At 69.5% G+C, this 19,771-nt stretch carries 21 protein-coding genes and 1 pseudogene; 17 read left to right on the top strand and 5 right to left on the bottom strand.

Annotated elements, in window-relative coordinates:
• Together JM949_RS20985 and JM949_RS20980 are read left to right on the top strand one after the other, a co-directional pair.
• The coding region (locus JM949_RS20985; RefSeq protein ID WP_203150095.1) for an MFS transporter at positions 1 to 750 on the top strand (750 nt) is incomplete at its 5' end.
• Positions 702 to 1,553 (top strand): menaquinone biosynthetic enzyme MqnA/MqnD family protein, encoded by an 852-nt coding sequence (locus JM949_RS20980; RefSeq protein WP_203150094.1) that lies wholly within the window; start codon positions 702 to 704, stop codon positions 1,551 to 1,553. The genes JM949_RS20985 and JM949_RS20980, both read left to right, overlap by 49 nt.
• A 68-nt stretch (positions 1,554 to 1,621) precedes the next feature.
• On the opposite strand, the gene JM949_RS20975 is transcribed toward JM949_RS20980, so the two are convergent.
• Together JM949_RS20975 and JM949_RS20970 are read right to left on the bottom strand one after the other, a co-directional pair.
• Positions 1,622 to 2,563, bottom strand: a complete 942-nt coding sequence (locus JM949_RS20975) for a serine hydrolase (RefSeq protein WP_203150093.1) — start codon at positions 2,561 to 2,563, stop codon at positions 1,622 to 1,624.
• Positions 2,563 to 3,546 carry a hypothetical protein gene (locus JM949_RS20970; protein WP_203150092.1) on the bottom strand — a complete coding sequence of 328 codons (984 nt, stop codon included), beginning with the start codon at positions 3,544 to 3,546 and terminating at the stop codon, positions 2,563 to 2,565. The genes JM949_RS20975 and JM949_RS20970 overlap by 1 nt, the downstream gene beginning before the upstream one ends.
• Before the next feature lie 370 nt (positions 3,547 to 3,916).
• Here JM949_RS20970 and paaA point away from each other — a divergent pair, with 370 nt between their 5' ends.
• The 5 genes from paaA to paaE are packed head-to-tail and all read left to right on the top strand — an operon-like array spanning position 3,917 to position 7,610.
• On the top strand, positions 3,917 to 4,993 hold the full coding sequence (gene paaA / locus JM949_RS20965) for a 1,2-phenylacetyl-CoA epoxidase subunit PaaA (RefSeq protein WP_203150091.1): 1,077 nt from the start codon (positions 3,917 to 3,919) through the stop codon (positions 4,991 to 4,993).
• Entirely contained in the window at positions 4,990 to 5,274 is a 285-nt protein-coding gene (paaB, locus tag JM949_RS20960; protein ID WP_203150090.1) for a 1,2-phenylacetyl-CoA epoxidase subunit PaaB, read from the top strand. Before paaA ends, paaB begins: the two co-directional genes overlap by 4 nt.
• Before the next feature lie 31 nt (positions 5,275 to 5,305).
• A complete protein-coding gene (gene paaC / locus JM949_RS20955; RefSeq protein ID WP_203150089.1) occupies positions 5,306 to 6,031 on the top strand; it encodes a 1,2-phenylacetyl-CoA epoxidase subunit PaaC in 726 nt (241 codons plus the stop codon).
• Positions 6,028 to 6,504, top strand: a complete 477-nt coding sequence (gene paaD / locus JM949_RS20950; protein ID WP_203150088.1) for a 1,2-phenylacetyl-CoA epoxidase subunit PaaD — start codon at positions 6,028 to 6,030, stop codon at positions 6,502 to 6,504. The genes paaC and paaD overlap by 4 nt, the downstream gene beginning before the upstream one ends.
• Positions 6,501 to 7,610, top strand: coding sequence for a 1,2-phenylacetyl-CoA epoxidase subunit PaaE (paaE, locus tag JM949_RS20945; protein WP_203150087.1), 1,110 nt, complete (start codon positions 6,501 to 6,503; stop codon positions 7,608 to 7,610). Before paaD ends, paaE begins: the two co-directional genes overlap by 4 nt.
• 11 nt (positions 7,611 to 7,621) lie before the next feature.
• On the opposite strand, the gene JM949_RS20940 is transcribed toward paaE, so the two are convergent.
• From JM949_RS20940 to JM949_RS20930, 3 genes are all read right to left on the bottom strand, one after another.
• Positions 7,622 to 8,032, bottom strand: coding sequence for a restriction system modified-DNA reader domain-containing protein (locus tag JM949_RS20940; protein ID WP_238433582.1), 411 nt, complete (start codon positions 8,030 to 8,032; stop codon positions 7,622 to 7,624).
• Between the two features lie 16 nt (positions 8,033 to 8,048).
• Positions 8,049 to 8,687, bottom strand: a complete 639-nt coding sequence (locus JM949_RS20935; RefSeq protein ID WP_203150085.1) for an RloB family protein — start codon at positions 8,685 to 8,687, stop codon at positions 8,049 to 8,051.
• Between the two features lie 116 nt (positions 8,688 to 8,803).
• Entirely contained in the window at positions 8,804 to 10,021 is a 1,218-nt protein-coding gene (locus JM949_RS20930) for an AAA family ATPase (RefSeq protein WP_203150084.1), read from the bottom strand.
• A 352-nt stretch (positions 10,022 to 10,373) separates the two neighbouring features.
• Between JM949_RS20930 and mqnC the strand changes: the two genes are divergently transcribed.
• From mqnC to nuoE, 10 genes and pseudogenes are all read left to right on the top strand, one after another.
• Positions 10,374 to 11,564: a cyclic dehypoxanthinyl futalosine synthase gene (mqnC, locus tag JM949_RS20925; protein WP_203150083.1), complete on the top strand. Its 1,191-nt coding sequence runs from the start codon at positions 10,374 to 10,376 to the stop codon at positions 11,562 to 11,564.
• Between the two features lie 380 nt (positions 11,565 to 11,944).
• Positions 11,945 to 13,207, top strand: a complete 1,263-nt coding sequence (locus JM949_RS20920; RefSeq protein ID WP_203150082.1) for an LPXTG cell wall anchor domain-containing protein — start codon at positions 11,945 to 11,947, stop codon at positions 13,205 to 13,207.
• Positions 13,208 to 13,321: 114 nt separating this feature from the next.
• Entirely contained in the window at positions 13,322 to 14,032 is a 711-nt protein-coding gene (locus JM949_RS20915; RefSeq protein WP_203150081.1) for a demethylmenaquinone methyltransferase, read from the top strand.
• A gap of 109 nt (positions 14,033 to 14,141) precedes the next feature.
• Positions 14,142 to 14,366, top strand: coding sequence for a hypothetical protein (locus JM949_RS20910; RefSeq protein ID WP_203150080.1), 225 nt, complete (start codon positions 14,142 to 14,144; stop codon positions 14,364 to 14,366).
• 139 nt (positions 14,367 to 14,505) lie between these two features.
• Positions 14,506 to 15,783, top strand: coding sequence for a geranylgeranyl reductase family protein (locus JM949_RS20905; RefSeq protein WP_203150079.1), 1,278 nt, complete (start codon positions 14,506 to 14,508; stop codon positions 15,781 to 15,783).
• 134 nt (positions 15,784 to 15,917) lie between these two features.
• Positions 15,918 to 16,283 (top strand): NADH-quinone oxidoreductase subunit A, encoded by a 366-nt coding sequence (locus JM949_RS20900; protein ID WP_203150078.1) that lies wholly within the window; start codon positions 15,918 to 15,920, stop codon positions 16,281 to 16,283.
• A gap of 14 nt (positions 16,284 to 16,297) precedes the next feature.
• Positions 16,298 to 16,974: pseudogene (locus tag JM949_RS20895) on the top strand (NuoB/complex I 20 kDa subunit family protein).
• The gene (locus tag JM949_RS20890; protein ID WP_203150077.1) at positions 16,971 to 17,708 is read left to right on the top strand and encodes an NADH-quinone oxidoreductase subunit C; all 738 of its coding nucleotides are present in this window, start codon (positions 16,971 to 16,973) and stop codon (positions 17,706 to 17,708) included. Before JM949_RS20895 ends, JM949_RS20890 begins: the two are co-directional and overlap by 4 nt.
• Positions 17,705 to 19,030 carry an NADH-quinone oxidoreductase subunit D gene (locus JM949_RS20885; RefSeq protein WP_203150076.1) on the top strand — a complete coding sequence of 442 codons (1,326 nt, stop codon included), beginning with the start codon at positions 17,705 to 17,707 and terminating at the stop codon, positions 19,028 to 19,030. Before JM949_RS20890 ends, JM949_RS20885 begins: the two co-directional genes overlap by 4 nt.
• Positions 19,027 to 19,771, top strand: a 745-nt coding sequence (nuoE, locus tag JM949_RS20880) for an NADH-quinone oxidoreductase subunit NuoE (RefSeq protein ID WP_203150075.1), incomplete at its 3' end; no start/stop codon positions are given. The genes JM949_RS20885 and nuoE, both read left to right, overlap by 4 nt.

The following is a 19,771-nucleotide window of genomic DNA, read 5'->3' as shown; positions in this document are numbered from 1 at the left end:
GGCACGGACCTCCGCTGGCGGCTGCGCCGCGATCCGCTGATGGTGGTGATGGTGGTGAGCACCGCCGTGGTGATCGCGGCGATCGGCGGCATCAACGTGATCGAGGTCTTCTTCATCCGGGAGACGTTGGGCAGCTCAGCCACCATGTACGGCCTGGTCAGCGCCGCCTGGATGGCCGGCATGCTGCCCGGCGGCTGGCTCGGCGCACGGCTCGCCGGGCGGTTCGAGGACGACGCCGCGTTGGTCCGCGGGGTGCTGCTCTGCCTGGGGGTGTGCAGCCTGATGGTGGTGCTGGCGGCGACGGTGCCGGCGGCGGCGGTGCTGGTGCCGCTCTGGCTGGTCGGCGGTGCGGCCAACGCCGGCGAGAACGTCTTCGCCAACCTGCTCACCGCTCGTCGGGTGCCGGAGGCGATGCGCGCCCGGGCGTACGCCAGCTACGGCGCTGCGGTACAGGGTGGCTCGATGGCCGGCTTCCTGGTCGGCGGGGCGTTGCTCGCCGCCGTGCCACCCCGGCCACTGATCGCCGGTGCCGGTGTGCTGGGGCTGTTGGTGGTGCTGGTCTTCGTGCCGGTCGTGATCCGGGCGGTCCGACGGGCCGACCACCAGCCGGCAGACCGGCAAGCGGTCGGGCCGAGTGCGGGGTTGGCCACTTCGGGGCGACCTGCCGAGCCGCAGCCGGACGCCGGGGTTACGGTCGGGCCATGGCTGAGCGCATCGCACGCCCGCGGGTCGGGCACATCCAGTTCCTGAACTGCCTGCCCATCTACTGGGGTCTGATGCGCTCCGGTGCCCTGCTCGACGTCGACCTGCAGAAGGACTCGCCGGATCGGCTGAGCGCGGCACTGGTGGCCGGCGACCTCGACATCGGCCCGATCACCCTGCTGGAGTACCTGAAGCACGCCGACGAGCTGCTGCTCCTGCCGGACCTGGCGGTGGGCAGCGACGGGCCGGTGCTCTCGGTCAACATGGTCTCCACCCGACCCCTTGGCGAGTTGGACGGCGCCCGGGTGGCGCTCGGTTCGACCTCGCGCACCGGGGTGATGACGGCGCAGCTGCTGCTCGCCGAGCAGTACAACGTCCGGCCGGACTACTTCCGCTGCCCACCGGACCTGACCCAGATGCTGCTGGAGGCCGACGCCGCGGTGCTGATCGGCGACGTGGCGCTGCGGGCCTACCACGAGGCGCCACAGAAGGGTCTCATCGTCACCGACCTCGGCCAGGCGTGGAAGGAGTGGACCGGCCTGCCGATGGTCTTCGCCGTCTGGGCGGTCCGGCGCGACTTCGCCGCCGCCCATCCCGGCCTGGTCAAGGAGGTGCACGAGGCGTTCCTACGCTCTCGGGATCTCTGCCTGGCCGAGTTGGACCAGGTCGCCGAGGCGGCGGCGCGCTGGGAGGCGTTCGACGCGGCGACGCTGGCCATGTACTTCCGGGCCCTGGACTTCTCCCTCGGCGACCGGCAGGTCGCCGGGCTGCGTGAGTGGGCCCGGCGGGCCGCCGCGATCGGCGAGGCCCCGGCGTTGACCGACGGTGGCCCGGAGTTCTTCGCCGGCTGACCGGCACTGTCGCGCGGCTCAGCCATTCGCAGGGCCGCGCGACTCAACCAACCCGCCGGCCGCGCGGCTCAGGTGCCGGGGCGCAGCAGCGCCTCGGTGATCTTCTCGCAGTTCTGCATGCCGTAGTCGTAGCCCATGTTGATCGGGTACTTGACCATCACGCCCATCGTCCAGGTGTCACCGATGGCCAGGCAGTTGATGTGCATCTCCTGCTCCCTGGTCCGGTCGATCCACCCGTTCTTGATGGCGATCCGCTTCTGCTCGGCGGCCGGGAAGGCCTTGCGGATGCCGAAGTCTCCGGCGCCGCGCACCAACTTCATCTCGTTGAGCAGCCACTTGGTCCACTTCGGCCCGGCGGCGGTGCCGGTGGCGATGCAGTTGCCCATCCGGGCGGTGTCCCGGGGAGAGAGCGCCGTCCGGGACCAGCCCTTGTCGGGGGCGACACTGCTGTCGGTCAGTTTGCACATGGAGATCAGCCGCTCGATCGAGGCGTCCCGGCCGACCAGGTTGTAGAACTGCTCGGCCCGGGTGTTGTCGCTGTCCCGGATGATCCGGGTCGCGTCGGCGAGCTTCGCGTCGCTCGGCGTCTGACCGGCGTCGGCCGCGCGGCGCAGGTAGTCGGCGACGATCCAGGCCTTGATCATCGAGGCGGTCGTGCTGGTCTCGCCCATGTTCTTGGAGCCGATGATCTTGCCGGTCCGGCGGTCCAGGACGCTCCAGGAATACCAGCCCTCGATGTCGAGATCGAGGTTCTTCGCCACGAACGGCAGCGGCTCCAAGGACGGGCTGGGGCTCGCCGACGGCTGGCGGGCAGTGCGGTCGGTCGGCGCGCCGGTGGACCTGTCGTTCGAGCTGGAGCCCGGGTCGCCCCACTTGGCCGCGGCCGACGACTCGAACGGGGAGCCGGGCAGCAGGCGCAGCGACACCAGCACCAGCCCGATCAGGATGACCGCGATGGCGATCAGCCGTAGTGGGGATGCCTCGCCGCCGCCCCGACGGTCGCCCGCCATCAGAGCTTGCCGACCGGCTGCTGCGGCACCTTGAGCGCGGCGCCCGGCTGCGGGGTGACCAGCTGGGCGGCCACGCTGGCGCAGACCTTCGCGCCGTAGTTCAGCCCGCTCTTCTGCGGGTAACGCAGCATCACCGCGAGACTCCATTTGCCGGTGACGGCGAGGCAGTTGACGTGCCAGTTGCCGTCGTAGTTGATCGGGGTCCAACCGTTCTTGATGCTGACCGGACCCTGGGCGGTGATCGACTTGGGCAGGCCGTCGATGATGCCCCAACGGCCGCCACCGTACGAGGACTTCTGGTCCTTGGCGGCGGTGCTGCCGCGTACCTTGGTCATCTGGTCGAGCACCCACTTGGTCCACTTCGGGCCGGCGGCCTTGCCGTCGGCGATGCAGTCGCCGAGTCGGACCGCGTCCCGGGGGGACATCCGGGTGAAGCTCCAGTAGCCGGTGTACGGCTTGATGTTGCCGCGCTTGGTGTCGGTCAGCCCGCAGATCTTGATCGCCCGCTGGACCACCGGATCGGGAACACTGCTCGTCGAGGGGCGGTACGAGCCGCCGGCGGCGGCGTGGACCTCGTTCGCCGCTTGGTCGTTGCTGTCGATGATGGCGAGGCTGGCGGCCTTCTTCAGCGACGCGGGCGGCTCCCTGTCACCGAGCTGCCGCAGGTAGTCGGAGACGATCCACGCCTTGATCATCGACTCGGTGGAGCTGGTCGCTGTCATGTTCGGCGACCCGGAGATCTTGCCGGTCTTTCGGTCCAGCAGGGCCCACGAGAAGAACTCACCCTGGAAGCTCACCGACACCGGGCCGGCCGCCAGCGTGGGCGGTGGCGGCGGGGTGGGTGCGGGCGCGGCGACTGTCGAGCCGCCTCCGCTGCCTCCGCTGCCGTCGTCGGCGAGCCGGGCGTACGCGGTGGGGACCAGCAGGACGCCGCCGAGCACGACCGCCGTGATGGCGAGCACCATGGTCACGCGAGATCGCATGAGTGGGTGAGCTCCAGGTGTCAGGGCCGGGGGGACCGGCTTGTTGTCCGGACGGACCGGCGGATCGCCGAGGCCGGGGGAAGTGGCCTCTGTCGGGCGGCGATCGTCTAAAGCCGATCGGTATGACGGCGGAAAGTCTACGTCTGGTTGCACGACCCGCCAGCATTCGACACCAGGCAACGTGCGATAAAGGCGCGATATGGGGCCGGTATGAGGTTATTGCAGGGATTCACATCTGCGTAGTGGCCCAAGTCACTGCCATATCACGCCGCCCGAGTAGCGCAAAGCGCACATTCGATTACGGATGGGATCCTCGGATTCCTGTTACACCCCCTGGTGCGACGAGGCGCAAGCTGTAACACTTGGCCTCATGTATGGCAACGACTTCTCCGCTCCCGGCGGCGGTTCGGACGAGGCACCCGGCGGCCTGCTGGGCGAGGTCGAGGCCGCCGAGGCCGAGCTTCGGGCCGCGGCAGCGCGCGGACGGCGCGGCGGCCCCGCACCGGACGAGGACCTGGCGGCGTACTTCGCCGAGGTGGTCGACGCCGAACAAAAGATCGAGCCGCGGGACTGGATGCCCGACGCCTACCGGCGGACGCTGATTCGGCAGATCGCCCAGCACGCCCACTCCGAGATCATCGGCATGCAGCCGGAGGGCAACTGGATCAGTCGGGCGCCGTCACTGAAGCGCAAGGCGATCCTGCTGGCCAAGGTGCAGGACGAGGCGGGCCACGGCCTCTATCTCTACGCCGCCGCCGAGACCCTCGGCATCAGCCGCGACGAGCTGGTCCAGTTGCTGCTCGACGGCCGGCAGAAGTACAGCTCGATCTTCAACTACCCCACCCTGAGCTGGGCCGACGTGGGCGCGATCGGCTGGCTGGTGGACGGCGCGGCGATCGTCAACCAGGTGCCGCTGTGCCGCTGCTCCTACGGCCCGTACGCCCGCGCGATGATCCGGGTCTGCAAGGAGGAGTCGTTCCACCAGCGGCAGGGCTACGAGATCCTGCACACCCTGGCGCACGGCACCCCCGCGCAGCAGGCGATGGCCCAGGACGCGGTGGACCGCTGGTGGTACCCGTCGCTGGCGATGTTCGGCCCGCCGGACGGCAACTCCACCCACTCCGCCCAGTCGATGGCCTGGAAGATCAAGCGCTTCTCCAACGACGATCTGCGGCAGCGCTTCGTCGACATGTGCGTCCAGCAGGCCGAGGTCCTCGGGCTGCGCATCCCCGACGACGACCTGCGCTGGAACGACGAACGGCAGGCGCACGACTACACCCAGCCGGACTACGACGAGCTGCTGCGGGTGATCTCCGGCGACGGGCCGTGCAACCGCGAGCGGATAGCCCACCGACGGGCCGCGCACAGCGACGGCGCATGGGTACGCGAGGCCGCCGCGGCGTACGCCGCGAAGCGGGCGGGACAGAAGGAGACGGTCGCAGCATGACGGAACACACCCCGCTCTGGGAGGTCTTCGTGCGGGCCCGGCGCGGGCTGTCGCACACGCACGTCGGCAGCCTGCACGCTCCCGACGCCGAGCTTGCCCTGCGCAACGCCCGGGACCTCTACACCCGCCGCCAGGAGGGCGTGTCGATCTGGGTGGTGCCGGCCGGCGCGATCACCGCGTCCAGCCCGGACGAGAAGGACTCCTTCTTCGACCCGGCCGCCGACAAGGTCTACCGCCACCCCACCTTCTACGAGGTGCCGGACGGGGTGGCCCACCTGTGAACGAGCAGACCCAGCCCGGCGAGGTGACGGCGTGAACGGGCCCTTCGACTTCGCCCTCGCGCTCGCCGACGACGCGTTGATCGCGGCCCAGCGGCTGGCCGAGTGGACCACCCGCGCGCCGGAGATGGAAGAGGACATCGCGCTGGCCAACATCGCCCTCGACCAGCTCGGCGCGGCGCGCCTGCTGCTGTCGTACGCGGGCGAGGTGGAGGGCGCCGGCCGCGACGAGGACGCGCTGGCGTACCTGCGCGACGACCGCGAGTTCCGCAACGCGCTCCTGGTCGAGCTGCCCAACGGCGACTTCGCGGTGACCATGGCGAAGCTGTTCTTCCTGGCCGCGTACCAGCTACCGCTGTACACGGCGCTGGCCGGCTGCGCCGACCAGCGGCTGGCCGCGATCGGCGCGAAGGCGCGCAAGGAGTCGGCGTACCACCTGGACCACGGCGCGCTGTGGGTGAAGCGGCTCGGCGACGGCACCGAGGAGTCGCATCGTCGGATGCAGGCGGCCGTCGACCAGGTGTGGCCGTACACCCATGAACTGTTCGCCGCGGACCCGGCGGCGCCGGTCGACCCGGCCACCCTGCGGCCGGCGTTCGACGAGGTCGTCGGCCCGGTGCTGGCCGAGGCGACGCTCACCCGGCCGGACAGCGGCTGGGCGCCGGGTGGCGGCCGGGCCGGCGTGCACACCGAGCACCTGGCATACCTGCTCGCCGAGATGCAGGTGCTGCACCGGGCTCATCCCGGGGCGCAGTGGTGACCGACGCGAGGACGGCCGCCGCGAGCGTGGTGGACCCGGAGATCCGGGTGATCACCATCGACGAGCTGGGCATCCTGCGCGCGGTCGAGGAGGACCCGGCCAGTGGCCGGGTCACCGTCACCATCACCCCCACCTACACCGGCTGCCCGGCGATGGACGTGATCCGGGCCGACATCCGCCGTGCGCTCGCCGCTGCCGGTCACCCGGACGCGGAGGTCCGCACCGTCTACAGCCCGGCGTGGAGCACCGACTGGATCTCCGAGGGTGGGCGGGCGAAGCTCGCCGCCGCCGGGATCGCCCCGCCAGCCCCGGTGACCGCCGCCGGCGTCGTGCCGTTGACGCTCGCGGTCCGCTGCCCGCAGTGCGGCTCGCCGGAGACCGAGCAGGTCAGCCGATTCGGTTCCACCGCGTGCAAGGCGCTCTGGCGTTGCCGTTCCTGCTCCGAACCCTTCGACCACCTGAAGGCGCTGTGACTGTCACCATCTCCCGCCCGGTCCGCCGCCGGCCGGTCTTCCACCCGCTGCCGGTCGCCGTCGTCGACCGGCTCACCGACGACTCCGTGGCGGTGACCTTCGCCGTACCCGAGGAGCTGCGGGAAACCTTCGCGTTCCGCGCCGGTCAGCACCTCACCGTCCGGCGGGTGGCCGAGGACGGCACGGACGTGCGGCGGTCGTACTCGATCTGCTCCACCCCCGACGAGCTGGCCCGGCACGGCCGGTTGCGGATCGGCGTGCGCGAGGTCCCCGGCGGAGCCTTCTCGGCGTTCGCCTGCGGGGCGCTGCGCGGTGGCGACACCGTCGAGGTGCTGCCGCCGCTCGGCACCTTCACCACGGCGTTCGCGCCGGACCGGGTGCGCCACTACGGCGCGGTCGTCGCCGGCTCCGGCATCACCCCGGTGCTCGGGCTGGTCGCGACCGCCCTGGCCGTCGAGCCGGCCAGCACCTTCACACTGGTGTACGGCAACCGCACGGCGAACACCGTGATGTTCGCCGAGGAGCTGGCCGACCTCAAGGATCGCTACCCCAGCCGGCTGCACCTGGTGCACGTGCTCTCCCGGGAGCAGGGCGAGTCGCCGCTGCTCTCCGGGCGGATCGACGCCGACCGGCTGGGCCGGTTGCTCGGCACCATCGTGCCGGGCGACGCGATCGAGGAGTGGTTCCTCTGCGGCCCCTACGCGATGGTGGTCGACGTCCGGGAGGTGCTGACCGCCCGTGGGCTGCCCGAGGCGGCGGTGCACACCGAGCTGTTCCACGTCGACGCCCCGCCGGAGCCGGTACGCCGCCCCGCCGAGCAGGCGGGCACCGGCACCGAGGTCACCATCGTGCTGGACGGTCGGTCGTCGAGCTTCAGCATGGGTCGCGAGGAGCGGGTGCTGGACGCCGCGTTGAAAGTGCGCGGTGAGTTGCCGTACGCCTGCAAGGGCGGGGTCTGCTCGACCTGCAAGGCGAAGGTCGTCGACGGGTCGGTCACGATGGCCCGCAACTACGCGCTGGAGCCCGACGAGCTGGCCGCCGGCTACGTGCTGACCTGCCAGTCCAGCCCGACGACGGACAAGCTCACTGTCGACTACGACGCCTGACCTGCTCAGGCTTATCCGTCCAACAGCTTCTTGCGGAGCGCCTGGAGTGGAACGTTGCTCCGGGCGTGGGTCCACTGCCCCCAACCGTTGATGTCATGTCCGACGCACGCTTTCAACGCCGGAGAGGGCTTCGCATAGGTGGACCCGTCGGGTAGGCGGAGGTACCCGTCGGTGGTTACCACCGCCCGGTGTGTCCTGCCCTTCCGTGACTGCACGTGAATAAGCTCGTCGCCTGGGACCAGCAGCTCGGCTTCAATCAAACCCATGAGGTCACCACCCGGCCGGCCGTCTTCCTTCACTTTCTCGGGGCCGAGATCGATCCCCAACAGCCGGCGGAGTACGTCGTTCTCCCGATCGACAAAGGGCTCCGCGTGCTGCTGAAGCAGGGCGTATACCTGGTCGTCGACTTCGATCCTGTGCATCGGCACCGTGCGCTCCTCAGGTCGTTCTCTGGGGGAAGTTGTCAGCGGCGTCGGCCTCCAGCGCGATCACCAGTGCTGGCACCGAGGTCGAGGGGTTCCTGTCGGCCAACGGTCGCCCTGCGCTCAGCCTCTCCAGCCGCGCCGCCCGACGGAACGCGTCCGGACGGCCCGCTCTCAGGGCCTCGAAGTCCAAGAGCTTGCCGCGTCGGCGATAACCGCACGGGTGTTGTTCCAGCCGCCGACATGCCTCAACGGATGTCAGGTATGGCAGCTCCTCGTAATGGAGAAGGAGGTAGACCTCGAAGCAGGGATTCGAGACAGCGCAGTTGACGCCGTGCCGCGCGGCCAATGTCAGTGCCGCGTCGAGACGGGCGTGTGCTTGCGGTGCCTCAACGTCGAAGACGCACCAGACCTCGTCGTAACCATCACCCTGGGCGGCAGCCCGGTTGGCTTCCGCGACGGCCTTCTCCACCACGCCGTACGGCTCACCGTGCCCGGAGAAGACCTCGATCCGCACCGTGCCCGCCCGTAGCTCACGGCGTAGACCCTTGAAGTACAGGGTCTCGGTGTTCTCGCCCTCGCAGCAGATCAGGTAGGTCTTGCGCTCCCGTCGGGCTCCGGGCTGACGCCGCAGCGGTTTGCCGGGGCGGGCCATCAGCCGACGGCCGAGGAGTAGTACCGGTCGATGCAAAGCATGCCCACACCCTAACCGCCTGAACTCCAGACCTCTACCCTTGGAGTCTGGGAGGTTGAAGTTTAGGCCGAAGATGCTCAGGCGGCGTGGCGGGGCGGAACGAGAAGGTCCAACACCTCGTGATCCAGGAACGGCACGGCACCGTAGCGGCCCTTCAGGTACCTGCCCTCGACATCGTCGAGGCCACCACGTACTCGGAACTCGCTGAGAGGGTAGAGCCGCGTCGCGCCACCGCTGTCCTTCTCGGTGAGCCAGACCTGGTCTCGGCTGAGTCGAAGATTCCGATGGCGGCCGAGCAGCCCGATGTCATGGCTGTTGAAGATGAGCTGTGCACCGTGTGGATTGGTGTCCGGCTCATGGAAGATTCGAATCAGTTCGGTCGTGAGGAGCGGATGCAGCTCACTGCCCAGGTCGTCGACGGCCAGTAGTCCGCCGACATCGAGTGCCCGCACCGCCAGTTGCAGGAGATGGAACCAACTGCGGGTGCCAGCTGACTCCCACTGCCAAGGCAGAGCTGCTTTCCCGTCCTCGGTGTGTGCCGAGTGCACAAGCTCGACCTGCGGTTCGTTCCGGTCAAAGCCAGGGTCCGACTCCGGCTGAACGACGGCCGCGCCGACAATGCCCAGATCCGCGAATCGGAGGAGCGTGAGCATCCGCTTGTCCGGTAGGACGTGTGGAGGCCGAGCGGTCGAGACGTCACCCGAGGCGATCATTTGACGAGGGCTGAACCAGCGGTAGATCTTGCTCAACTGCGGGTGGTTCAGCGCGGCTGCCGCGGAGAGGAAGAGACTGTTCGGTCGCACGGTCTCCGCGATCAGCTCGCGCGGACCAGTCAGGTTGTTCCCGAAGTGCAACGACCCGCCGTCGCGCTCAAGGTAGATCTGCCGCCGGCCCTTCGGAAAGGCGTACAGCCACTCGTGCCGGATCTCCTCGTCGTCCAGCGCGAAGCCGAACTCGTACCGCACGTTCTCGACGACGAAATCGAGGACGAACTCGCTCGGCCGACTGCCGCTGTCCTGGTCGAGCCGGAACGGCCAGCGGCCCGGGATCGGTTCTTCCGGCAGCCACCGCTGATGGGACAGTCGAACCGCATCGCGGGCGAAGCCAAGGGCCTTGATGATGTTGGATTTGCCTGAGGCGTTCGGGCCGAAGATGCCTGCCACGGGTAAAGCGGACAGCTTCTCCCGTGGCACCGGCTGGACGGCGACGTTTGGGTGCTCGTCGGCGGCGACGAGGCTCAGCTCGGCTTCGTCGCGGAGTGAGGCGAAGTTGGTCACTCGGAAGCGCAGCAGCATCCTCTACCTCAACTCGTCACCCTGGAACAACTATTACACTACCCGGTTCCGACCCTCAGGCGTCAAAAAATGACAGTTTCGCTCCGCTGGAGGGCCCTCCCCGGCAGTTTCAGGAGATTCGACCGCCAAGCTCGCTCAGCCGTACGGCCCTGGTGCGCTTTCTCCAGTAGGTGAGGTCGGAGCGGTGCGGCGGTGGCAATGCTCAAGATCGTGCTCGATCCAGTTTCCGTGGCATGACCAACCCAACGAACCCACTCAGCCCTGCTTGCAGGGTGATCACCGGTGTGCGGAGCGAGTCACAGCCCTGAGCACCGGCCAGGGAGAGGACGCATCCTCGGCGTAGGCTCGGGTGGTGACGGTGAGCCGGGAGATCGACGACATCCTGCAACGCGGCGCGGACGGCGGGCGGATCACGCCCGAGGAGGCCCTGCTGCTCTACACCGAGGCGCCCTTCCACGCGCTGGGCGAGGCGGCGGACTCGGTGTGTCGGCGGCGGTATCCGGACAACGTCGTCACGTATCTGATCGATCGCAACATCAACTACACGAACGTCTGCGTGACGGCGTGCAAGTTCTGCGCGTTCTACCGGGCACCGAAGCACAAGGAAGGGTGGACCCACCCGACCGAGGAGATTCTGCGCCGGTGTGGCGAGGCGGTCGAGCTGGGCGCGACCCAGGTGATGCTTCAGGGCGGGCACCACCCGGACTACGGGGTGGAGTACTACGAGGAGCTGTTCTCCTCGGTCAAGCAGGCCTACCCCCAGCTGGCCATCCACTCGATCGGGCCCAGCGAGATCCTGCACATGGCGAAGGTCTCCGGGGTGAGCCTGGACGAGGCCATCGCCCGGATCAAGACCGCCGGCCTGGACTCGATCGCCGGCGCGGGCGCGGAGATGCTCCCGGAGCGGCCGCGCAAGGCGATCGCGCCGCTCAAGGAGTCGGGCGAGCGCTGGCTGGAGGTCATGGAGCTGGCCCACCGGCAGGGGGTCGAGTCGACCGCCACCATGATGATGGGCACCGGCGAGACGCACGCCGAACGGATCGAGCACCTGCGCATGATCCGGGACGTGCAGGACCGCACCCGCGGTTTCCGGTCCTTCATCCCCTGGACGTACCAGCCGGAGAACAACCACCTCAAGGGCCGCACCCAGGCCACCACTGTGGAATACCTGCGGCTGGTCGCGGTGGCCCGGCTCTTCTTCGAGACCGTGCCGCACCTGCAGGCCTCGTGGCTGACGACCGGCAAGGACGTCGGGCAGCTCGCCCTGCACATGGGCGTGGACGACCTCGGCTCGATCATGCTGGAGGAGAACGTGATCTCCTCCGCCGGTGCGCGGCACCGCTCCAACCTGCACGAGCTGATCACCATGATCCGTTCGGCGGACCGGATCCCCGCGCAGCGCGACACCCTCTACAACCGGCTCGCCGTGCACCACTCGCCGGCCGACGACCCGACCGACGAGCGGGTGGTCTCGCACTTCTCCTCGATCGCGCTGCCCGGCGGGGGCGCCGGCCGATCCCTGCCCCTGGTCGACGTCAACTGACCCGGCCGTTCGGCTGAGCGGCACTCATGCTCCCGCCGGGTAGCCCCGGCGGTACGGGTGGTCCCCGCCGCCGCAGCGTCAGGCTGTCCGGCGCGGGGGTGGTGGAGATGATCGTCGGCGGCTAGCGTCCCGGCTCGTATCCGTCCACACCGTCGGCGTCGACGCGCCGGCGCTGGTCGGGACTGTCCTCCATCGGCCCGGTGAGGGTCGTTCATATAACGCACGGCGTACGGGCGGATGGGTGACCATCCCGCCCGTACCGTCTGCGCAGTCGGGGCCGGACGGATGAAAACGGGATCGCCCGCTGGCGTGGGAGATCGCCCTCCGATAGCGTCCGCTCGTTCCGCAACCATTCTTTCTTCCCTACCCCCGGGGGACTGATGACAGCGATCCACCGCTCGACGCTCGTTCGTGCCGGCGTCGTGGCGCTGCTGGCGGCCGGCGGCCTGGCCACCGCGACCGCCCCGGCGCACGCCGCCGACCAGGCCGAGCCGGCCCTGGTGCCGCTCAGTTACGAACTTGCCAAGGGCGTCAAGGCGGCCAAGGCCAAGCCGTTCAAGTTCCGGGTCGACAACAGCCGGAGCGCGGTCGCCGCCAAGGGTGTCAGCTACACCGCGGACACCCGCCTGTTGAAGAGGAACAAGGTGGGCATCGTGGTGCCCGACGGCTGCCAGGTGAAGGGCAAGACGTTCACCTGCCCGCTCGGCGACGTGCCGGCCGGCACCGGGGAGGAGTTCGGCATCCCGCTCTTCTCCACCGGTGGCCGTGGTGACGCCGGCACGTTGGTGGTCACCATCACGGCGACCAACGCCGACCCCGACGGTGACGAGATGAGCGTCGAGCACGAGATCACGGTCGGGAAGCCCGGCTACGACCTGACCAGTTGGGCGCAGGACGTCCAGGCGAACGTCGTGGTGAACGGCGTCCAGGGCGACGACCCCGACCTGCGTCCGGTGCGGCGGGGCGAGACGGTGCCGCTGGACTGGGCGGTCTACAACGACGGCAGTCGCAAGGCGACGGGCATCTTCTACGGCCTGACCCTGCCGGCGGGTGTGACCTTCGCGCAGAAGCCGGAGGGCTGCCTGGAGCAGGTCTTCGAGGGCAAGCAGCAGCTGTTCTGCGAGGACGCCGGCGCGGTTGTGAAGCCCGGGCAGTACTACACCTCGGACGTCCGGGTGACCGTCGGCGACGACGTGACCGACCCGGTGCTGCACGAGGGTGACCTCTTCGCCTACGGGCTGGACGGTGCCGAGGGGCAGCCCGAGGAGCAGCCGGAGCTGGCCAGCTCGGCGCAGCGGAAGGCGTTCACCGAGGTCGACGTGATGGACAATCACACCACCTTCGAGGCGTTCGTCGACCTGACCTGGACGCCGCCCACCACGCCGACGCCGACGCCGACGGTGACCCCGACGCCCACGCCCACGTCCACGCCGACCGCGACGCCGACTCCGGGCGGCACCACCTCGCCGACCGCCGGTGGTGGCGGTGCCGGCGGTGGCGGACTGCCGGTGACGGGTGTGCAGGTTGGCCTGATCGGTGGGATCGGCGGTCTCATCCTGCTCGCGGGCGGGGCGCTGCTGGTGCTATCCCGGCGGCGCAAGGTGGTCCTGGTCGCGCCGAGCGACGAGAAGTCGACCGACTGACCGTGTTCGCGACGGGAGGGGCGGGGTGGGCGACCACCCGCCCCTCCGGCTGTCAGGTGTGGGACGTATCACGCCGTCGATGTCGGTGGGAGGGGGACTGGCAGAGTGGTCAGGGTGAGCCGTGATCCGCAGGGCCAGCGCGCCAGCCTGGACAAACAGCCGCACGAGGTCGCCGCGATGTTCGACGGGGTGGCCGAACGCTACGACCTGACCAACACCGTGCTCGCCTTCGGGCAGGACCGTTCCTGGCGCCGGGCCACCCGGGCGGCGCTCGGATTGCGGCCGGGCGAGCGGGTGCTGGACGTGGGCGCGGGCACCGGCGTCTCTACCCGGGAGTTGGCCCAGTCCGGGGCGTACGCGGTCGGCGTCGACCTGTCGCTGGGCATGCTCCACACCGGCAAGCGCACCCGTCCCGAGGTGCCGCTGCTCGCCGGTGACGCGTTACGGCTGCCGTTCGCCGACGCCAGCTTCGACGCGGTGACCATCTCCTTCGCGTTACGCAACGTCCAGGACACCGACGGGGCGTTGCGGGAGCTGGCTCGGGTGACGCGACCGGGTGGGCGGCTGGTGGTCTGTGAGTTCAGCACCCCGGTCAACCCAATCTTCCGGACGGTCTACCTGTCGTACCTGATGCGGTCGCTGCCGGTGGTGGCCCGCTCGGTGTCGAGCAACCCCGACGCGTACGTCTATCTCGCCGAGTCGATCCGGGCCTGGCCGGCGCAGGCCGCGCTCGCCGGGCGGGTCGCCGCGACCGGCTGGGGACGGGTGGCGTGGCGCGACCTGACCGGTGGTGTGGTCGCCCTGCACCGGGGGATCCGCGAGTAGCGGCTCGCGAGCCAGCGCTGGCGGCGGTGCCGCTCGCGCTCGGTGCGGACATTATTCAGGTTTCGTGAATATCGGTCTTTGGTCCACTTTGCCCCGTAGGCTTGATCGCATGACCGGATCAGAGCCGGCGGACCCGGTGACCGCCACCGACGACGACGCGGCCGAACTCATCGCGCAGTTGCGCTCGCTGGCCGGGGCCGATCCGGTGGAGGTCCGGCTGGTGGTCGCCGAGGTGCTGGCGGCACTGGACCGGGCGGCGGGCGGTGCGCTGCGTGAGCATCTGCCGGAGACGATCCGGGTCGATGCCGGCCTGGACGCGCCCAGCCCGGCGTGACAGCCCACCGCAGTGGACGGTCGTTAGCTGTCACATTGGCGAGTTAGGTACCCCTGACCCTGCGCTGGTATGACGCCGGTCATACACTCGTCCCGTCTGGCTTGTGAAGCATTTCACGAGCGTGCGGGAGGAGGCGCGGATGACCGCGGTGGAACACGACGCCGATGTCATTGTCGTGGGTGCCGGTCCCGGTGGATCAGCGACCGCGTACCACCTGGCCCGGCACGGCGTGCGGGTGCTGTTGCTGGAGAAGACCGAGTTCCCCCGGGAAAAGGTCTGCGGCGACGGGTTGACCCCGCGCGCGGTGCGCCAGCTGGTCCGGATGGGTGTGGACACCTCGCCCGAGGCGGGCTGGCTGCACAACCGCGGCCTGCGGGTCATCGGTGGCGGGGTGCGCCTCGAACTGGACTGGCCGGAGCTCGCCAGCTTCCCCAACTACGGCCTGGTGCGCACCCGGCTGGACTTCGACGACCTGCTCGCCCGACGGGCGGTGGCCGCCGGCGCCGAGCTGCGGAGCAGCGTCAACGTGCTGGGTCCGGTGCTCGACGGCGACGGCCGGGTGACCGGCGTCGAGGCGGAGGTCGGGTCGGGCAAGGAGCCCGCCACCTTCCGCGCCCCGCTGGTCGTCGCGGCGGACGGGGTCTCCGGCCGGTTCCCGCTCGCGCTCGGGCTGGCCAAGCGGGAGGACCGGCCGATCGGCGTGGCCGTCCGCCGCTACTACCGCTCGCCGGCCAAGCACGACGACAACTACCTGGAGTCCTGGCTGGAGCTGCGCAGCAAGGACAGCGGCGACAGCCTGCTGCCCGGCTACGGCTGGATCTTCGGCCTCGGTGACGGGCGGGTCAACGTCGGCCTCGGCGTGCTCAACTCGTCCTCCGCGTTCGGCAAGACCAACTACCGCCGGCTGCTCACCGACTGGCTCGCCAACACCCCGGAGGACTGGGGAATGACCGACGAGGCCAACGCCGACGGTCCGATCCTCGGCGCGGCGCTGCCGATGGGCTTCAACCGGGTGCCGCACTACACCCGCGGTGTGCTGCTGGTCGGTGACTCCGGCGGCATGGTCAACCCGTTCAACGGTGAGGGCATCGCGTACGCCATGGAGTCCGGCGAGCTGGCCGCCGAGGTCGTGGTCCAGGCCCTCGCCCGACCGGCCGGCCCGGAGCGGGAGCGGGCGCTGCTGGCGTACCCGGCCGAGCTGAAGGCCCGGCTCGGCGGTTACTACCGGTTGGGCGGCATCTTCGTGAAACTGATCGGCCGCCCGGAGATCATGCGGATCGCCACCAAACACGGCATGCCGCACCCGACGCTGATGCGTTTTGTGCTCAAGCTGTTGGCCAACCTGACCGATCCGCGCGGCGGAGATGCGATGGATCGCATCATCAACGCGATGACGAAGGTAGCCCCAGCCGTCTAGGTAGGACGCGTCGGTGCTGCTCACAGCCCCGACGCCGACAAAGATCGACCCCCGCCGACTGCCACTGCGAGGGACGTGAATAGTGTGATTTTCGTCAAGCACCGAGGGCAGGGAAGGACGAGCAGGAGAAAACGATGTCGCTCTCGCCTTACGCACCGATCATCGGGCTGTTCGCCCTCGCCGCGGCGTTCTCGCTGTTTTCCGTCGGCGCCGCCCGCTTCACCGGTCCCCGTCGCTACAACAAGGCCAAACTCGAGGCTTACGAGTGCGGCATCGAGCCCAGCCCGCAGCCGGTCGGCGGCGGGCGGTTCCCGATCAAGTTCTACCTGACGGCGATGCTCTTCATCGTCTTCGACATCGAGATCATCTTCCTCTACCCCTGGGCGGTCTCGTTCGACGCTCTGCCGATCTTCGGCTTCGTGGAGATGGTCCTGTTCATCGTCGCGGTCTTCGTCGCGTACGCCTACGTGTGGCGGCGCGGCGGCCTGGACTGGGACTGAGGAAGGAACGTCAGATGGGCATCGAGGAGAAGCTTCCGGCCGGCGTCCTGCTCACCTCGGTGGAGAAGCTGGTCAACTGGTCCCGGAAGTCGTCCGTGTGGGGCGCGACCTTCGGCCTGGCCTGTTGCGCCATCGAGATGATGGCCGCCGGTGGTCCGCACTACGACATGGGCCGCTGGGGCATGGAGGTCTTCCGGGCGTCCCCCCGGCAGGCCGACCTGATGATCGTGGCCGGCCGGGTGAGTCAGAAGATGGCCCCGGTGCTGCGCCAGATCTACGACCAGATGGCCGAGCCGCGCTGGGTGCTGTCGATGGGCGTCTGCGCCAGCAGCGGCGGCATGTTCAACAACTACGCCATCGTGCAGGGCGTCGACCACGTGGTGCCGGTCGACATGTACCTGCCCGGCTGCCGCCCCGGCCGGAGATGCTGATCGACGCGGTCCTCAAGCTCCGCGAGAAGATCATGTACGAGCCGCTGGGCGCGGGGGGCCGAAAGATGCTGGCGGCCCGCCAGGAACGTGGCGATGTCCCGGTCGTGCCGTACGGCTCCATGCCGTCCTCCTACCGCAGCGACAAGGCCCGGCGTGCCCAGTGGACCAAGGCGGTCCGTGAGGGGCGCGAGGAGCAGTTGCGGATCGAGAACTGGATGAACGCCCAGAACCACCTCCACCCGCAGGCAGGCCCGAAATGACGTCACCCACCGACAAGCCCAACGACGGCGGGGTGCCGGTGCCGGTCACGCCGGCCGGCGCCAGCAGCACGGCTCCGGCCGAGTACCCGCCGGCCAGCCCGGCCGGGCGCGGCATGTTCGGCAACCAGGGCACCGGCGACGTGTCCGGCTACGGCGGCCTGGTCCGCCAGCGCCAGCCCATCGAGGAGGCGTCCCGGCCGTACGGGAGCTACTTCGACGAGGTCCGCGACGCGTTGGAGGAGGCGTACCCGGCCTTCGGTGACGCCATCGAGAAGGTAGTGGTCGACCGGGGCGAGCTGACCCTGCACGTCCGCCCGGAGCGGATCGCCGAGGTCTGCCAGGTGCTGCGGGACGACCTGGCGCTGCGGTTCGAGCTGTGTTCCTCGGTGTCCGGCGTGGACTACCTGGGCGCCGACGAGCGCCGGCTGCACGTGGTCTACCTGCTCACCTCGATGACCTACCGGCGGCGGGTCCGGCTGGAAGCCGCGGTCTCCGTCGAGGCCCCGCACCTGCCCAGCGTGACAGGCGTCTACCCGACCGCCGACTGGCAGGAGCGGGAGGCGTACGACATGTTCGGCATCGTCTTCGACGGTCACCCCAACCTGACCCGCATCCTGATGCCGGACGACTGGGAGGGTCACCCGCAGCGCAAGGACTACCCGCTCGGCGGTGTCCCCGTCGAGTACAAGGGCGCGGAGATCCAGCCGCCTGACACGCGGAGGTCGTACCAGTGACGACGTCGAACTACGCCAGCGAGCACGAGACCGACGAGGGACGGGTCTTCACCGTCACCGGTGGGGACTGGGACACCATCGTCTCGGGCACCGACCCGATCAACGACGAGCGGATCGTGGTCAACATGGGTCCGCAGCACCCGTCCACGCACGGGGTGCTGCGGCTGATCCTGGAGCTGGAGGGTGAGACGGTCCGCGAGGCCCGCTCGGTCGTCGGCTACCTGCACACCGGCATCGAGAAGAACCTCGAATACCGCAACTGGGTTCAGGGCTCGACGTTCGTGACCCGGATGGACTACCTCGCCCCGATCTTCAACGAGACCGGGTACGCGCTGGCGGTCGAGAAGCTGCTCGGCATCACCGACGACATCACCGAGCGGGCCACCACCATCCGGGTGCTGATGATGGAGCTCAACCGGATCTCGTCGCACCTGGTCTGGCTGGCCACCACCGGCATGGAGCTGGGCGCGATCTCGATCATGCTGTACGGCTTCCGCGAGCGGGAGTACATCCTCGACATCTTCGAGACCATCACCGGCCTGCGGATGAACCACGCGTACGTGCGGCCCGGCGGGGTGGCGCAGGACGTGCCGGACGACGCGATCCGCAAGATCCGCGAGTTCCTCAAGGTGATGCCGAAGAAGCTCAAGGAGTACGAGGACCTGCTCTCCGGCCAGCCGATCTGGACCGAGCGTACGAAGAACGTCGCGGTGCTGGACGTGACCGGCTGCGTGGCGCTCGGCGTCACCGGCCCGGTGCTGCGCTCCGCCGGTCTCGCCTGGGACCTGCGCAAGACCATGCCGTACTGCGGCTACGAGACGTACGAGTTCGACGTGCCGACCCACCCCGACGGTGACGTGTGGGGCCGCTACCAGGTCCGGCTCGCCGAGATCCGGGAGTCGATGAAGCTGGTCGAGCAGGCGCTGGACCGGCTCAAGCCCGGCCCGGTGATGGTCGCCGACCGCAAGATCGCCTGGCCGGCGCAGTTGGCCATCGGCGTGGACGGCATGGGCAACTCGCTGGAGCACGTCGCGAAGATCATGGGTCAGTCGATGGAGTCGCTGATCCACCACTTCAAGCTGGTGACCGAGGGCTTCCGGGTCCCGCCCGGCCAGGTGTACGTCGCCATCGAGGCGCCCCGCGGCGAGTTGGGTGTGCACGCGGTCTCCGACGGCGGCACCCGCCCGTACCGGGTGCACTACCGGGAGCCCAGCTTCGTCAACCTCCAGGCCCTCCCGGCGATGGCCGAGGGCGGTCTGATCGCCGACGTGATCGCCGGCGGCGCCTCGTTGGACCCGGTGATGGGTGGTTGTGACCGATGAGTGTTTTCACTGACGAGACCCGGGAGCGGGCGCGCGAGATCATCGCCCGTTACCCGGCGGACCGGTCCCGCTCGGCGTTGCTGCCGCTGCTGCACCTGGTGCAGGCCGAGGAGGGGTACGTCTCCCCGGCCGGTGTCGCGTTCTGCGCGGAGGTGCTGGGGCTGAACAAGGCCCAGGTCGGCGCCGTGGCCACCTTCTACACGATGTACAAGCGCAAGCCGACCGGCGACTTCCTGGTCAGCGTCTGCACCAACACCATGTGCAACGTGCTCGGTGGCCAGGAGGTCTACGACACCCTCGCCGAGCACCTGGGCGTCGGGCACGACGAGACGACCGCCGACGGCAGGATCACGCTGGAGCACGCCGAGTGCCTGGCGGCGTGCGACTACGGCCCGGTGATGACCGTCAACTACGACTTCTTCGACGGCGTGGACGCGACCACAGCGGTCGGGGTGGTCGACGAGCTGCGGGCCGGCGGCCGGCCGATGCCGACCCGGGGTGCCCGGCTCTGCACGCTCAAGGAGATGGCGGTGCAGCTCGCCGGCTTCGCCGACGAGCGGGACGGCGCGGTCGCCGACGGCGGGCCGGGCGAGCCGACCCTGCGCGGGCTGCGACTGGCCCAGCAGCACGGCGTCTCGGTGCCGGGCTTCGACCCGAACACCCCGATCCGCAGCAAGGCCGAGGCCGACAAGGCCGCCGCCGAGGCGAAGGCGAAGGCGGAGGCCGCCAAGCCGGCGCCCG

Source organism: Micromonospora tarensis (assembly GCF_016803395.1).
Lineage (GTDB): Bacteria > Actinomycetota > Actinomycetes > Mycobacteriales > Micromonosporaceae > Micromonospora > Micromonospora tarensis.
The sequence above is the reverse complement of the archived record's forward strand: the minus strand, read 5'-3'. Positions and strand labels throughout refer to the sequence as shown.